This window comes from Carboxylicivirga taeanensis, from assembly GCF_051851475.1.
In the GTDB taxonomy this organism is placed as follows: domain Bacteria; phylum Bacteroidota; class Bacteroidia; order Bacteroidales; family Marinilabiliaceae; genus Carboxylicivirga; species Carboxylicivirga taeanensis.
The window spans coordinates 91109-107140 of record NZ_JBPUSJ010000011.1 but is presented as its reverse complement, the minus strand read 5'-3'; the positions used below and the strand labels follow the sequence as shown (position 1 = coordinate 107140).

Annotated in this window: 10 protein-coding genes; 8 read left to right on the top strand and 2 right to left on the bottom strand. The window is 42.5% G+C overall.

The window, feature by feature from the left end:
* Nucleotides 1-32: 32 nt before the first annotated feature.
* From arcC to ACSX1H_RS15165, 6 genes are all read left to right on the top strand, one after another.
* A complete protein-coding gene (arcC, locus tag ACSX1H_RS15190) occupies nucleotides 33-1019 on the top strand; it encodes a carbamate kinase (RefSeq protein WP_439185077.1) in 987 nt (328 codons plus the stop codon).
* A gap of 174 nt (nucleotides 1020-1193) precedes the next feature.
* Nucleotides 1194-2195, top strand: a complete 1002-nt coding sequence (locus ACSX1H_RS15185; protein ID WP_439185076.1) for an ornithine carbamoyltransferase — start codon at nucleotides 1194-1196, stop codon at nucleotides 2193-2195.
* Between the two features lie 118 nt (nucleotides 2196-2313).
* Nucleotides 2314-5172, top strand: a complete 2859-nt coding sequence (locus tag ACSX1H_RS15180) for a S9 family peptidase (protein ID WP_439185075.1) — start codon at nucleotides 2314-2316, stop codon at nucleotides 5170-5172.
* Nucleotides 5173-5387: 215 nt separating this feature from the next.
* Nucleotides 5388-6242: a mechanosensitive ion channel family protein gene (locus ACSX1H_RS15175; protein ID WP_439185074.1), complete on the top strand. Its 855-nt coding sequence runs from the start codon at nucleotides 5388-5390 to the stop codon at nucleotides 6240-6242.
* A 233-nt stretch (nucleotides 6243-6475) separates the two neighbouring features.
* On the top strand, nucleotides 6476-7720 hold the full coding sequence (locus ACSX1H_RS15170; protein ID WP_439185073.1) for a radical SAM protein: 1245 nt from the start codon (nucleotides 6476-6478) through the stop codon (nucleotides 7718-7720).
* A 40-nt stretch (nucleotides 7721-7760) separates the two neighbouring features.
* Nucleotides 7761-9731: a GNAT family N-acetyltransferase gene (locus ACSX1H_RS15165; protein ID WP_439185072.1), complete on the top strand. Its 1971-nt coding sequence runs from the start codon at nucleotides 7761-7763 to the stop codon at nucleotides 9729-9731.
* Nucleotides 9732-9808: 77 nt separating this feature from the next.
* Here ACSX1H_RS15165 and rimK read toward each other — a convergent pair whose 3' ends face one another.
* On the bottom strand, nucleotides 9809-11188 hold the full coding sequence (gene rimK / locus ACSX1H_RS15160) for a 30S ribosomal protein S6--L-glutamate ligase (RefSeq protein ID WP_439185071.1): 1380 nt from the start codon (nucleotides 11186-11188) through the stop codon (nucleotides 9809-9811).
* A 290-nt stretch (nucleotides 11189-11478) separates the two neighbouring features.
* A complete protein-coding gene (locus ACSX1H_RS15155; RefSeq protein WP_439185070.1) occupies nucleotides 11479-11826 on the bottom strand; it encodes a hypothetical protein in 348 nt (115 codons plus the stop codon).
* A gap of 364 nt (nucleotides 11827-12190) precedes the next feature.
* Between ACSX1H_RS15155 and ACSX1H_RS15150 the strand changes: the two genes are divergently transcribed.
* Entirely contained in the window at nucleotides 12191-14191 is a 2001-nt protein-coding gene (locus ACSX1H_RS15150; RefSeq protein ID WP_439185069.1) for an alpha-amylase family glycosyl hydrolase, read from the top strand.
* A 56-nt stretch (nucleotides 14192-14247) separates the two neighbouring features.
* Nucleotides 14248-15963: an alpha-amylase family protein gene (locus ACSX1H_RS15145; RefSeq protein WP_439185068.1), complete on the top strand. Its 1716-nt coding sequence runs from the start codon at nucleotides 14248-14250 to the stop codon at nucleotides 15961-15963.
* Nucleotides 15964-16032: the final 69 nt, after the last annotated feature.

The window sequence follows — 16032 nt, the reverse complement described above, 5'->3', positions numbered from 1 at the left end:
TTAAACCAAGTAACAAAAAAAATCTAAGAACCATGGGCAAATTAGCAGTTATTGCGCTTGGAGGAAATGCGCTATTGCGTGATAACCAAGTAGGAACCATTGAAGAACAGGAGCAAAATACCACAGATACATTAGAGAACATTGTTTTTCTGTTAAAAGAAGGGTACAACATTGTTATATCGCACGGTAACGGGCCACAGGTAGGTAATATTGTGATGCGTAACGATGCCGGCGAACAGATGTATAATATTCCGCAGATGCCGCTGGATGTTTGTGTAGCCGACTCGCAAGGGGGCATTGGCTATATGATTGAGCGTTCTCTAAAAAATGTAATGCGTAAGCATGGAATCAAACGCAATGTTTTAACATTGATGACGACCGTAGAGGTGGATCCTGATGATGAAGCTTTTAAAAATCCGACCAAACGCATTGGGAAAATTGTGTCCAAAGAAGAGGCCGATAAGCTGACGAAAGAAAAAGGCTGGACCTTTAAAGAAGAAAAGAAAACGACCAGTGGCTTCCGCCGGGTGGTGCCCTCGCCCCAGCCCAAAACAGTTGGAAACTGGGAGGTTATTGAAAAAAATGCACGTGAAGGCACCATTATTATTGCCGTAGGTGGCGGTGGTGTTCCTGTTTATACCGATGAGAAAGGAGACATCCGTCCAATCGAAGCTGTTATTGATAAAGACTTAGCTAATTCGTTGTTAGCACGACAAATTAATGCAGATCGTTTTTATATTTTAACCGATGTGCCATTTGTTTATACTAACTTTGGTCAGCCAGAGCAAGAGGTATTGGAGTTTTTGAATGTTGAGGATACGCACAGATACCTGGATGCCGGTACCTTTGGAGAGGGAAGTATGGCGCCAAAAATCAAAGCAGCCCTTCAGTTTGTTGAAGGTGGTGGCGATATGAGCGTTATCACCGAAGCAACAAAGCTCGAAGATAAAGCCTATGGCACTAAAATCACCCTTGATTATGATGAGGCTGATTTGAAAAAGTACGAGAAGCAGGGTTAGTCAGTAGTTCATAGGCAGAAGTCGTTGACAAGGAATTGAGTGGCGGTTTCGTTCTGATGTGAATGGCTATTGCATAAGCATTATAAATTGGAACTGGTAATCGCCGAAAACTAGCTGATAACAGTTAGTAGTATTATAAATAAACCAAATAAGTAACATATAAAACAAAGAATTATGGCATTCAATCTAAAAAATCGGAACTTTCTGAAACTACTTGACTTTACTCAGGAAGAAATTAAGTTTTTATTAAAGTTATCGCAGGATTTAAAAACCGCTAAATACACAGGTATTGAGCAGCCGCGCTTAACAGGTAAAAACATTGCTCTGATTTTTGAAAAGTCATCAACCCGCACCCGATGTGCTTTTGAAGTGGCAGCTCACGATCAGGGAGCGCACGTAACATACCTGGGGCCTTCAGGCTCACAAATTGGACATAAAGAGTCTATGAAAGATACCGCACGTGTATTGGGTCGTATGTACGATGGCATTGAATACCGTGGTTATGGACAGGCCATTGTGGAAGAGTTGGCTGAATATGCCGGTGTGCCGGTGTGGAATGGTCTTACTGATGAGTTCCACCCAACCCAAATTCTGGCCGATTTTCTGACCATGATGGAGCATAGCAGTGTGCCATTAAATCAGGTATCTTATGCCTACCTGGGCGATGCACGCAATAACATGGCTAACTCATTGTTGGTTGGCGGTGCTATCATGGGCATGGATGTACGTATTGTAGGTCCAAAATCGTTGCAGCCCGATGCTGATTTAGTGAAAAAATGCGAAGAGATTGCCGAACAATCAGGAGCTACCATCACCATTACAGATGATGTAAATGAAGGAGTGGCTGGTTGTGATTTCTTATACACCGATGTATGGGTGTCGATGGGTGAAGCTGATGAAGTATGGAAAGAACGTATTGACCTGCTGAAGCCCTACCAAATCAATAAAGCAACTATGGAAGCAACAGGTAACCCAGCCTGTAAGTTTTTACATTGCCTGCCGGCATTCCATAATCGCGAAACAAAAGTGGGTGAAGAAATATTCCAGAAGTTTGGGTTAGACGGAATGGAAGTAACCGAAGATGTATTCGAATCGCCAGCCTCAATTGTTTTTGATCAGGCTGAGAATCGCATGCATACCATCAAAGCTGTAATGGTGGCTACCTTGGGTGCATAAGTATTAGAAATTAACACATTAAGGCATCTCATTGGAGGTGCCTTTTTGTTGTTTCACTTTGGGATGCCGATTTATCTGCAAAAGGGTATAAACTATATAAATAACTATGTGTAAATCTATGTTGAGAAAGACAATTTTAGTGTGGATGACGTCAATGTTGGTGCTGTTGCCCTCATTGGCCGATGAAAAAAAACAAATGGATGCCTCTGTGTACGATGGCTGGAAATCTATCGACAGAGGATATGTGATTTCAAATGATGGTGAGTATGTGTCTTATGTTATTAAACCTCAGAAAGGTGATAGCTTTCTGTACTTGTATGATGTAAAAGACAATGAGTTGGATTCAGTACCAAGAGGGGTGAGTCCGGTGTTTTCGCAAAGTAACCAGTTTTTGGTTTATGATGTAAAGCCTCAGGCCGATACCATAAGAAGCCTGAAGCTTAAGAAAACCAAAAAGAGTAAAATGCCTAAGGATAGCCTTTTTATCCATAACCTGGAAAATGGCGAGGTACAGAAGCTAGGCAATATCAATAAATGGAGTATCCCCAATGAAGGGGGCGATTGGTTAGCCTATTTGCTCGAAAAGGAAGTAAAGAAGAAGAAGGAAGTATCAGCTGATACAACCGAAGTAGAAGAAAAAGAGGAAGAGCCAAAAAAGGAAGAAGAGGCGAAGAAAAAGCCTGTCGCCAAGAAAAAAAAGAAGAAGTCTTTTAAATCAAAAGGTAAGCCACTCGTGTTTTATCGTCCTGCCAACGGCGACAGCTTGTATTTGGAAAAAGTACTGCACTACACTTTGGCAAAAGATGGATCGGCAGCTTATATCGTGCAGAGTGTAGGCGATACTGCTGAAGTAGCTAAAGTGCTTAAATTCGATCCTCAAACCTTCACAGTGGATACACTTTTTGAAGAAACAGGTAACATAGCCAAAATTGTAAGTGCGTATGATGGGGAGCAATGCGCCTTCTATTTCTCGCCAGACACCACCAAAACAAAAGTGTATCGTTTGTATCATTTTGGGCTGAAAGTAAAAGCGCCTCAAATGATTATTGATACTTTGCATCCATCATTACCACAGGAATGGTCTGCTCGCACCAAGGGCAGTTTATGGTTCTCTAAAAATGGCGAACACTTGTTTTTTGGAGCCGGTAAGCGCCCTGCTGAAGAGCCCAAAGACACTTTAACGGCCGACGAAAAAACATACGTCGATATCTGGAGTTGGAAAGATCTGGATATTCAGCCGATGCAAAAAAAGAATGTGGGGAAAGAGAAAGATCCAACTTACAACTGTGTTTATCACATTAAGAAGAAAAATGTGGTGCAGTTGACCAATGAAAGTATGAAATCAATCAAACTGCTGGATGAAGGCAACTCAACAGTAGCTATTGGGTATGATAATACACCTTATCGTTGGGCTCGAACCTACTCAGGTAGCTGGAGCTCCGATGTATACAAAGTAGATGTAACTTCTGGTGATAGAAAGCTGATACTGAGCAATCATTCCGGTGAGGCCGAAGTATCGGAAACTGGAAAATGGTTTGTATATTATCAGTCAGCTGACGGACAGTATTACTCGATTAATGTAAAGAGTGGCTCTAAAGCTCTGATATCAAAAGGGGCAGAGGTAAACTTTGCCGATGAGTTACATGATACTCCTAGTGATGCAAAAGCATACGGGGTTGTTGGCTTTACTTCCGATGAGAAATATGTAATTGTGTATGACCGTTTTGATATTTGGAAACTGGATCTAAGTGGAAAAACGGCCGCTCAATGCTTAACAAAAGGTGAAGGGCGTAAGGCTGCAACCGAATACCGTTACATCAAACTTGATAATGAGGAGAACTACCTGGATTTATCAAAAGAATGGTTGCTGCAAACCTTTAATGTGAATACAAAGCAGTCTGGTTTTTCAACTCTATCTGCAAATGGCATCCAACAAATTATGATGGGCGACTACAATGTTACAAAGCCAATCAAAGCAAAGGATGCCGATTTAATGGTGTGGCGCAAGTCAACGTTCAAACAGTATCCAGAACTGAGAGTGAGTAAAGGGGATTTAACAGAATCGCAGGTAATCAGTAATACAAACCCACAGCAAAAAGACTATGTGTGGGGAGATATTCAACTGGTTGATTGGGTGGCATCGGATGGCCTGGTGCACCAAGGCTTGTTAATTACGCCTGAGAACCTGGATCCGAACAAAAAGTACCCCATGATCTCTTATTTTTATGAGCGTTATTCTGATGAGTTGCATAATTACCGGGCACCAGCTCCAAGCCGCTCAACGGTTAACTGGAACTTCTATGCCTCTAATGGTTATGTTATTTTTGTGCCAGACATTTACTACCGCGAAGGCGATCCTGGCTTGTGTGCCTACGAAGCTGTTGTGAGCGGCTGTTTGGCCATGGCCGATGATTTTAGCTTTATCGATCGCGATAATATGGGTATCCAGGGACAAAGCTGGGGTGGTTATCAGGTCGCTTATCTGGTAACCCGCACCAACCTGTTTAAAGCGGGTATGGCAGGTGCACCGGTAAGTAACATGACCAGTGCATATGGTGGAATCCGTTGGAGCTCGGGCATGAGCCGACAGTTCCAGTATGAGAAAACCCAGAGCCGTATTGGAGCCACACTATGGGAAAATACACAAAAGTACATCGAAAACTCACCTGTTTTTTATGCACCTCAAGTGGAAACACCATTGTTAATGATGCATAACGATAAAGATGGTGCTGTGCCCTGGTATCAGGGAATAGAATACTACATGGCGCTCCGTCGTTTAGAAAAGCCCGTTTGGATGCTGGTATACAATGGCGAACAGCACAACCTGACGCGTCGGGCTAACTCAAAAGACCTAAGTATTCGAATGATGCAGTTTTTTAATCATTACCTGAAAGGTGAGCCAATGCCAGTGTGGATGCACGATGGTATTCCAGCTGCTAAGAAAGGGGAGGAATTAGGTTACGATCTTGTAGACTAAGTTGACCTATTTATAAAGAAACAGGAGAGTACCCTCACCCGAAAAGGTGGGGGTACTTTTTTTATATACTTCTCATTCTTATTGGCTTAATAAATTGTTGCCAAATGGCATTCGAAATTTTAGGTTTTTATCCTTGTATTTGACTAAATAATGTATATTGCCGTTGCAAATTTGCTTGTGATTGAGATGATTAATATTCAGATTACCTGTTGATTATGGAGGAATATCAAGTGCTTCTTAAAGTAGGTGGTGCATTAACAATTGCCTTCTTGCTCAACTTTTCACTCAGGCGTGTGCTGAAAGTGTTTATAAATCGCTATGCGAAGCGGGTTTCGGCCGATGCAACATCTTTCTCATTTCTTAAAAACTCGGTTGGTTTCATCATCTTTTGCATGGCGGCCATCTATATTCTTCAAAACATACCGGGCCTGAATCAGGTAAAGACAGCTTTATTTGCCAGTGCCGGTATTTTTGCCGCTATCATTGGTTTTGCTGCTCAAAAAGCCTTCGCCAATATTATAGGAGGCGTGTTTATATTAATATTCAGACCCTTCCGCGTGGGCGATGTAATTTTTATCGGAACCGACTACCGGGGGGTTGTTGAGGAGATAACTCTGCGTCACATCATTATCCGTAATTACGAGAATCGACGCATTATTATTCCCAATGGCATTATCAGCGACGAAACAATCGTCAACAGCTCTATTTCAGATTCTCGCATAAAAAAGCACATTGAGTTTAGTATTGATTTTAATTCAGACATTGATAAAGCGCATGAGATTATCAGGCAGGAGGCTGAAAAACATCCCTTAACCATGGATGTTCGCTCTCCCGAAGACATCGAAAAAGGGAACCATAAAGTGGTGGTACGCACCATTCAGCTGATGGAATATGCCATTAAACTGCGCGCCTATGTGTGGTCTAAAGACAGTGATGATGCTTTTTTGATTGCCTGCGACTTAAATAAAATTGTGCTTAAGCGTTTTAAGGAAGAAGGTATTGTAATACCTTATCCTTACCGGAATGTAATTATTCAGCATGCAGATGCCGAGAAGCCTGATGACAGGTAAGGAATTTGGATGTAAATGTATTTGATGCTGTATTAATTGAGAATGACAGACCCCACTTTTCATAGTAGAGGAATTTTTAAGCGGAAACAGTTGCTTTTGTTTCTTATTATTTTTTCTGAGCTGTAACAGTTCTTTCACTCTGCTTAATGTGTACCCATTAAGTTATGGGGCATTTATATGCCATTAAGCATTCTCTATCTACTTCACATCATTTTATCATTTATTTCCGTTTAATGGAAGCAATTTATGTTTGGTTAAACTCCTTGGTTAACAAAAACAAGAGTGAGTTTGCAAAATGGTCGGCTATTAACTGGCTGAACCCATATAGCGCTGCGGCGTACGAGGATCAAAGAACCCTTCTTTTAAAAACCCTTGAGCAACAGGTCTTATTTAAAGAGACCAAACCTTATCACAAACAGATATCTAAGGGCTGCTCCATTTGCGGCTCAGGACAATGGAGTTGCTTGTTTATCACCAATAAGTGTAATGCCAGCTGTTTTTATTGTCCGGTGTCACAGAACAGCGATGAAGTGCCATCAACTCAAGGACTTGAGTTTGCCAGTGCGGATGATTATGCTCAGTATATTAGGCTGTTGGGGTTTAAAGGAGTTAGTTTTAGCGGGGGTGAGCCATTATTGTATTTCGACCGGACTGTTGACTATCTCAAAACTGTCAGGCGCCAATGCAGCAGCGATTTGTATGTGTGGATGTATACAAACGGATTGTTAGCAGATACAGAGAAGATTAAAGTATTGGCTGATGCAGGACTCGATGAGCTGCGCTTCGATATTGGAGCTACCGGTTTTTCATTGGATAGGCTGAAGCAGGCCAAAGGAATTATTCCAAATGTAACGATTGAAATTCCTGCTGTTCCCGAAGAGAAAGATAAGCTCATAGCCATGCTGCCTGCTATGGCAGATGCAGGAGTTAGTAACCTGAACCTGCATCAAATGCGGATGACACAGCACAATGCTGATAAACTGATTAAACGCGGTTATACCATTATTAATGCCGAGCGGCCTTTAGTGCTGGAGTCAGAATTGGCTGCTTTGGAGATAATTGCGGCGGCTCAGAAGCAAGGAATTGATATGGGTATCAATTATTGTTCTTTTCATTTTAAGCATCGTTTCCAAAAAGCTGGTTATCGCAAAATGCTGGCTGCCCAGGTTTATGCTAACGACAGCATCACGCAAGCCGGTTATGTGCGCCAATATACCGGTGATTCCATTGTGTATAAATTAGTAAAACTGAAGCCGGAAGCACAGGTTGTGGCCTCCTTACCTAGGGTTGGTGATTTGGAAGAACAACCCTATTTATTTAATGAATCGATCGTTTTTAAGGAAGAAAATTTATCTGTTGAGCAGCAAAAACAGATAGACCTTTTATTGAGTAGTGAGCCTCAAATGCCACCAGCCGATCATTTATTATTTCAGATATGGCAATGTGAATACATCGAGCCGGGCTTGCGAACATATTAAAATTGAGGATGAGCTGATTAGAGTAAAATAGGTGGTTGAAATGAAACAATTGATGATTAGAAAGGCACAGGCGGATGATTTGGCCTTTCTGTTAAAATTAGAGGAGGAAGCATTTCCTGTTTATCAGCAAATAGCGCCTCAAAGTATCAAGCATGCCATTGCGAGTAGCTTTCAGGAGGTGCTGATTGCCGAAAAAAGTAACAGGGAAAAAACACCTGTTGCAGCGCTAACCTTATATCATTACAAGCGCACGCTTCGCATCTACTCGATAGGTGTGTGCCCGCAGCATCAGGGCAGTGGAGTAGGTGATTTTTTATTGCGACAGATTAAGGAATATGCTGATCGGCGACATTATGAGAACATCACACTTGAAGTGAGTTGTGATAATGACCGTTTAATACGTTGGTACAAAGAAAAGGGCTTTGTTGAAACTGCTTTGTTGGAAAACTATTATGCCCCGCAGCGCCATGCTCTGAAAATGAAATACAAAACCAATGTGATTTCAAGGTCCGGAAAGACGAATAACCTCATTGTTATTAACCATCCTAATGTGTGGAAAGATAGCACTGTGAATGCCACAATTATTTCCGTTAAAGATTACATTAATAATCCGGCTTATCAGAACAGTTCTGATTTTCGCGTGTTCAATCTGTGTAGTTCGTATCGCTATCAAAGCTATGGTTACTACGTGTCGTTATTGGCTTCGGCCCGCGGACAGCGTGTGATACCAAGTATTACTACCATTCGTGATTTTCGGATTCATCATGTTATCCAGTCGGCCGCTTATGAAATTGATGAGCTGATCAATCGTTTATTGGAGAAGCAGGAAGGTGCGTTGTTTTCACTTAGTATTTATTTTGGTCAAACCCCTAATAAGAGGTATAAAGCATTGGCCATGAAGCTTTACCAGTTGTATGAAGCTCCTTTATTTAGAGTAAATTTTGTTAAACACGACAAATGGCTGATTAAAGATATTAAGATTCAGAGTTTTAAAACCGTATCGAAGGAAGACGAAGCTCTGATGTATGATTTTGCAAGCCGCTTTTTTAAGCGTAAGCGTTATCACTTTTCGAGGCTTACCAATTATAAATACGACATGGCCATATTGGTTAATCCCAATGAGGAAAATCCGCCTTCGAACCCTGAAGCATTGCAAAACATTAAGCGGGCGGCCAACAAAAAAGGAGTGTATGTAGAGTTGATTACCAAGGCAGACATGGATAAGATTAACGAGTTTGATGCGCTGTTTATTCGCGAAACTACCAACGTTAATCACTACACTTATGAGATGTCGCGATTAGCCTATGCCGAAGGGTTGGTGGTACTGGACGATCCATGGTCAATTCTTCGCTGCTCCAATAAAATTTATCAGAACGAACTGTTTAAGAAGAACAAAATTAAAACGCCCAATACGCTGGTGTTGACCAAAAACTTTTTTGATAAAAAGTGTCTGGAAAGTTTTAAGTATCCGATGGTACTGAAGCAGCCCGATAGTGCATTTTCATTAGGCGTTATTAAGGTGGAGAACAAGGATGAGGCTGAGCATGAGCTGCGCACACTTTTTACAAAGTCAGACATGGTTATATGTCAGGAGTTTATGTACTCTGAATTCGACTGGCGAATAGGGATCTTAGATAATCAGCCATTTTTTGCCTGTAAGTATTTCATGTCTGATAATCACTGGCAAATTTACGATTGGGACAGCGCAAATGAAGAGAAGGCTGGTGCTCACGAAACCATCGATGTGGCCGATGTGCCCGTTAAAATTCTTCAAACAGCCCAGAAGGCTGCCTCACTGATTGGTGATGGTTTGTATGGTGTCGATTTAAAGGTTATTAATGGCTCAGTGTATGTTGTAGAGGTGAACGACAACCCAAACATTGATGCTGGTGTTGAGGATGCTGTGTTAAAAGAGCAACTCTATGAGCAGCTGGTCGATTCATTTATCAACCGGATAGAACTGGCTAAAAATGTGCGTAAAATAAACTTTGCCAGCGATAAGAAGCATTAGTAGTCAGATAGATGCTCTCAGTAGTTGGATGAAAGATAAAAAAGCCGGCTCTTCAAATCAGAGGAGCCGGCTTTTTACTAGTTGTCTTTTCTATATTTCAAATCTTTTTCAACGGCTTCAATCATTTTGCCGGCAATATCCTTGTTGGAGGCACCTTCAATGCCTTCTAAACCGGGCGATGAATTGACCTCCAGCAGCATGGGGCCATTGTTGCCACGTATGATGTCAACACCCGCTACTTTTAGATTCAGTGTTTTAGCAGCCAGAATAGCAATGCGTCTTTCTTCGGGTGTAATACGGGTTATAGAGGCTGTTCCGCCCATGTGAATATTAGCTCTGAACTCACCGGGTGCAGCTGTTCGCATAATGCTGGCCACGACTTTGCCATTCACCACAAAGCAGCGAATGTCTTTTCCGTTAGCTTCCTTTACAAACTCCTGAACAAGTATATTGGCCCTCAAGCTCTTGAAGGCGTTAATTAAACTTTCAGCTGCTTTTTTAGTTTCAGCCAATACAACCCCTTTGCCTTGCGTTCCTTCCAGCAGTTTTACTATCAGTGGAGCTCCACCTACCATTTTTATCAGTTCATTGGTGTCCAGCGGAGAGTTAGCAAAACCAGTGGTAGGTATGGGTAAGCCATTGTTAATAAGCAACTGGAGCGCATACAGCTTATCGCGCGACTGTGTAATGGCAGAAGCCGTATTAAGCGTGTAAACACCCATTGCCTCAAAGTGACGGGTAAGGGCGCATCCATAAAAGGTAGCACTTGGCCTGATACGTGGTATAATGGCATCAAAATCATTTAGAATCCGGCCTCCCCTGTAGTGCATTTCGGGATTGCTGCCATCCAGTTTGATGTAGCAATCCTTCAGGTTTAAAAACTCGACTTCGTGGCCACGTTCCTGGCCGGCTTCTATAATCCTTAGGTTGCTGTATAGGTCCGGATTACTAGCCAGTAAGCCAATCTTTAATCCCGTAGGACGGGTTATGTGCGTATGGTAGAATCCCAGAAGAGCTTCCTTCGAGAGCTCACCTCTGCAGAACGATGCTTCCGGATCAACTAATATTTTTCCCGCCATAGCTTGTCGTCCCAGCAGCATGCGGTAGCCCATTGAGTCGCGGTTGGTGAGGGTCACTTCTATTTCCCAGGCCTCTTCGGCAAGGGCCAGAATGGTTTTAATCACAAAACGCATTTCACTGGAGCCGCTGGAGCTTTTCACCCGACGTTTATCCAGCACAGGGGCCTCACAATGTACGGTAGTTTTGCCATCGTTTTGTATCGGATGCACGTCAAAGCTGATCCATGGGGCCCCGTTTTTTGTAAAAGGGCTGATGTTAACAGCGTGTAAAGCTGAAGTTTTAGCACCGGAATCCACCCGTGCTTTAATACCAGGTAGGTTCAATTGGGGTAGGTTGCACCATTCTTCTGAACCAACTACTATTTTGTTGTTATTCATTTAGTTGTAGCTAATAATGCTAGTAGTGAAAATAGAATTAATAATTTTAAGTGTTGCATTTTTGCGGGCGCAATATATTTACTTTTCCATCATGAATCAGCAGCTTGTTTGGTTAAAATATATTAAAAAGCAAGTATGGTAATCAATTGGTTCATAGTGGTTAAAGGAAGGTGGGTGGTGTGTTTAAGTAAATGAGCGATTGATAAACAGGCGGACATAAAAAATCCCGTAATGGTTGTTACGGGATAAAAGGTGTTTATCTGGCGATTAAACGGGTACTGTTTGTACACCTATTCATCCTCATCTACATCCTCATCTTCATCAAAGCTATCCGGAAGGTAGTCCACATCACTGTGCTTATCGGCGTAGGATTTATGAACATCTGATTTTAGCTTGTAGTCACTGCCAAAATCATCGTCATCGTCCATTATTTCCATGGCAGTTTCAGTCGACATCCGTAGCATATATATTTTTTCATCGGTTTCAAACCGTAATGCCGAAATCCGCTGCCCTTTAGCATCCGTAAACCAGATAATATTATCATGGAATCCTTCTGGGTACACAAGTTTAAGCTGTTCTTTGAGTTCTCCAGACAACTTTTGGTAATCCATGATTACCTTCGGTTTATTTGTAATCATAATGTGTGTTTTATCTGAGTTTTCATACCTGTTTTGATGGTACTAATATAATAACTGTTTCCACATATTATGGAAAATTTTTCACTCTTGCCTAATTTTTTTCAGGGTACTTATTAATAGGAAGTTGAGTGGCTTTTTTGATAAATATTCGTTATCGATTGGGCTCCTATAGCTAGTTTCTCACAACAGGCAGGTGCGTCGTTATTCATTATCTCAGCTTGTTTTTTATCAGGGTATCATAGTTTGGCAATGCATCTTTCATCATTCTTTAATACTTAAAAAGTACGTGCAAAATAATAATAGTTGTATATTTAAACATCCCTATCAGCAATTCAAATCCTTTGAATTATTTTTAACTATGTCCATGCACATTACAGAGACAGATGCCTTTTTAAAGCCCTACAAATCGATTCTGCTTAAACGTACTCAGGCGGCTATAAATAAAGAAAAGCAGTTAAGTCAAACATCCTTGTATGATTTTGCCAATGGTTACCGCTATTATGGTCTGCACGACAATGGCGATACCTGGGTGTTGCGAGAGTGGGCACCCAATGCCATTAAGATGTATCTGATTGGCGAATGTAACCAGTGGCAGGAACAAGCGCCTTTTCTCTTCGAGAAAAAGGAGCATGGATTGTTTGAGTTAGTGATTGATAAGCAATTGCTGGCTCATGAGGATCTGTATAAACTGAAAGTGCACTGGCCCGGCGGCGAAGGAGAGCGTATTCCGGTTTGGGCAACACGGGTTGTGCAGGATGAGGAAACAAAGCTTTTTGCAGCGCAGGTATGGTGTCCTTCAGAATCGTTTGAGTGGAAAAATGATGAAAAGAGGCAAAAAGTTGAAGTGCCCTTGATTTATGAAGCCCACATTGGTATGGCTACCGAAGACGAACGGGTTGGTACTTACAAGGAATTTACCGAAAGGATTTTGCCACATATTAAAAAGGCGGGTTACAATACCATTCAGCTAATGGCCATTCAGGAACATCCCTACTATGGTTCTTTTGGCTACCATGTATCTAGTCTGTTTGCTGCCAGCTCACGTTTTGGAACGCCTGATGAACTAAAGGAGCTGATTGATAAGGCACATGGCTTGGGCATGGCTGTTATTATGGATATTGTGCATTCGCATGCTGTTAAAAACGAATTGGAGGGCATCGGACTCTTTGACGGCTCTCCTTACCAGTTTTTTCACGATAATCACCGGCGAGAGCACCTAGCCTGGGATTCGTTGTGTTACAATTATGCCCGAAATGAAGTACTTCACCTTTTGCTGTCCAATGTGAAGTACTGGCTGGAGGAGTATCACTTTGATGGGTTTCGCTTTGATGGTGTGACCAGTATGCTGTACCTCGACCATGGCTTGGAGCGCAGTTTTACCGATTATCAGCAGTATTTTGATGGGGGGCAGGATGAGGACGCCATCAGCTATTTGCTCTTAGCCAATAAGCTGATGAAACAATGTAATGCCAACTCGATGAGCATTGCGGAGGAGATGAGCGGCTATCCCGGATTGGCATCGCCCATTGAACAGGGCGGTTTGGGCTTTGATTTTCGATTGGCCATGGGCACGCCCGATTACTGGATCCGACTGATTAAAGAACAGAAAGATGAAGAATGGGCAGTTGGGAATCTATTTTATGAGCTGTCCAATAAACGTCCCGAGGAGAAAACGATTAGCTATGCCGAATCGCATGATCAGGCGCTGGTAGGCGATAAAACAATTATCTTCAGGTTGATAGGGGCAGATATGTATTGGGCGATGAGTAAAAAGGATCCCAGCCTGACGGTTGACCGGGGAATGGCTTTGCATAAGCTTATTCGTTTGATGACTTTTTGCTGTGCTGGTAATGGTTACCTCAATTTTATGGGCAACGAATTTGGTCATCCCGAATGGATTGATTTTCCCAGGGCGGGTAATAATTGGTCCTATCAATATGCCAGACGGCAATGGAGTTTGCTGGATAACCCGGAGCTGCGCTATGAGCAACTAAATGCCTTTGATATGGCCATGATTAGCCTGCAACAAAGCGAGCAGTTTTTGAATGACTCTGGTAGCGAGTGCCTGGAAGCTAACGAGCACGACCAGGTGTTGGCCATCAAGCGCAAACAACTGCTTTTTGTATTTAACCTCAATCCGCTAAAGTCGTTTACCTTTTATGGCATCTCAACACCAGCAGGTAAGTACAATGTAATACTTAATTCTGATGCTGCCGATTTTGGAGGGTTCAGCCGTGTTGATGACAGCATTGATTACTATACCCGACCTGAGGCACAAATGTCGAGCAGACATCGCCTGCATTTATACCTGCCAAGTCGAACGGCTTTAGTATTAAAACATACGCCGCCAAAGCAAATTTACTAATGCAGACAAAGGTTGAAGAATTAACATCTTAATGATTATTAAGAAGATAGGTTGCCATGAAGGAAAAAATTGAAAGTAAGAAAAAGATAATAATCTATCAGCTTCTGCCACGTTTGTTTGGGAACTTGCAACGGCAAATGAAGGTGAATGGCAGCCGAAGAGAGAATGGTTGTGGTAAATTCAATGCGATTAATGAGCGCGCGCTTCAGGCACTGCATCAAATGGGAATAAGCCATTTATGGCTGACCGGAGTTATTGAGCATGGGCAAACTGAAGGGTATCCGGATCTTGGAATAGAAAATGGAAATCCTCTGATAATTAAGGGAAAAGCCGGTTCGCCATATGCTATTAAGGATTATTATGACGTGAGTGCCGATTTGGCTGAAAATGTTGCCAAACGGATGGAGGAGTTTGAGAGCTTAATAGCACGAGTGCACGAATCAGGTCTGAAAGTGATTATCGATTTTGTGCCGAATCATCTTGCCCGGGACTATGCTTCAGATAGCAAACCTCCAAGAGTGGTTGATTTTGGAGCAACAGACGATTCGTCGGTGAGCTTTTCATGTGCCAACAATTTTTATTACCTGCCCAACGAAAAACTCCAATTGCCAACGGAGCTTCTGGAAAAGTTTCCTGGTTGGGAGTATGATGAATATCCGGCCAAAGTAACAGGTAATGATTCGTTTACATCTCGTCCAGGTATCAACGATTGGTACGAAACTGTAAAACTCAATTATGGAGTTGATTACAAAGGAGGACAACCAAACGGTTTTACACCACCTCCCGATACTTGGTTGAAGATGAAGCAGGTCTTGCTCTATTGGGCTGCTAAAGGCGTAGATGGTTTTCGTTGTGATATGGCTGAAATGGTGCCGGTGCAGTTTTGGGAGTGGGTGATACCTGAACTTAAAACGGCCTTTCCTCATTTAGTTTTTATTGCAGAGGTGTATGATCCATCTCTTTATCAATCCTATGTTTTTCAGGGGCATTTTGACTTCTTGTACGATAAAGTGGGGCTCTACGATACCTTAATTGGCGTTCTAAAAGGGGCACAGCCAGCCAGTGATATCTCTCATTGTTGGCTGGCTTTGCAAGGAATGGATCCTTACATGCTTCGGTTTATGGAAAACCATGATGAACAGCGACTGGCCTCTCGTTTTATTGCCGGACAGCCTGAAATGGCCATTCCGGCCATGGCTGTTTGCGCATTTTTACACCAGGGACCATTAATGCTTTACAATGGGCAAGAGGTAGGAGAGCAGGGCGAAGGGCCTTGCGGTTTTAGTGGTGATGACGGGCGAACGACTATTTTCGACTACTGGCACTTGCCCGAGCATCAGAAATGGATGAACGAAGGACGCTTCGATGGAGCAGGTCTCTCAGATGAACAGCGCTCTTTGAGGGAAGCCTATATCGCTATCAACCTTTTGTGCCAGCAGCCCGCGATCAGCCAGGGGCGCTTTTACGATGTTATGTGGCACAATAAAGACAATCCTTATTTAAGCTCGGATGTGGTGTATGCATTTTTGCGTTACAGCAGTGAGCAGCGCTTACTCATCGTTTGCAATTTTTCCAATGCAGACTCCAAAATTATGGTTAAAGTACCCGCACATGCCCTTGAGTTAATGCAAATACTGCGGCCCTCAAAATTAGAGCTTCACTCCCTGAAAGGACATTGCGAAGCAGCCATTGGAAGTGAAAGGCTCATTCGTGAGGGATTGTCACTGCAAGTGCCGGCAAATGATTTTTTGGTGGTTGAGTTAAGCCATTAAAATGCATGACGGGTGCATAAGCTTTTTGTTTCCAGGGGAATACAATACGCCAAGCAGGTTGGGTAGCGT

Excerpts from the sequence above, each read along its gene's own strand:
- ACSX1H_RS15155 (WP_439185070.1), bottom strand. The coding sequence starts at position 11,826 with ATGATTACAAATAAACCGAAGGTAATCATGGATTACCAAAAGTTGTCT.
- ACSX1H_RS15145 (WP_439185068.1), top strand. The coding sequence starts at position 14,248 with ATGAAGGAAAAAATTGAAAGTAAGAAAAAGATAATAATCTATCAGCTT.
- rimK (WP_439185071.1), bottom strand. The coding sequence starts at position 11,188 with ATGAATAACAACAAAATAGTAGTTGGTTCAGAAGAATGGTGCAACCTA.
- arcC (WP_439185077.1), top strand. The coding sequence starts at position 33 with ATGGGCAAATTAGCAGTTATTGCGCTTGGAGGAAATGCGCTATTGCGT.
- ACSX1H_RS15180 (WP_439185075.1), top strand. The coding sequence starts at position 2,314 with ATGTTGAGAAAGACAATTTTAGTGTGGATGACGTCAATGTTGGTGCTG.
- ACSX1H_RS15185 (WP_439185076.1), top strand. The coding sequence starts at position 1,194 with ATGGCATTCAATCTAAAAAATCGGAACTTTCTGAAACTACTTGACTTT.
- ACSX1H_RS15175 (WP_439185074.1), top strand. The coding sequence starts at position 5,388 with ATGGAGGAATATCAAGTGCTTCTTAAAGTAGGTGGTGCATTAACAATT.
- ACSX1H_RS15150 (WP_439185069.1), top strand. The coding sequence starts at position 12,191 with ATGCACATTACAGAGACAGATGCCTTTTTAAAGCCCTACAAATCGATT.
- ACSX1H_RS15165 (WP_439185072.1), top strand. The coding sequence starts at position 7,761 with ATGAAACAATTGATGATTAGAAAGGCACAGGCGGATGATTTGGCCTTT.
- ACSX1H_RS15170 (WP_439185073.1), top strand. The coding sequence starts at position 6,476 with ATGGAAGCAATTTATGTTTGGTTAAACTCCTTGGTTAACAAAAACAAG.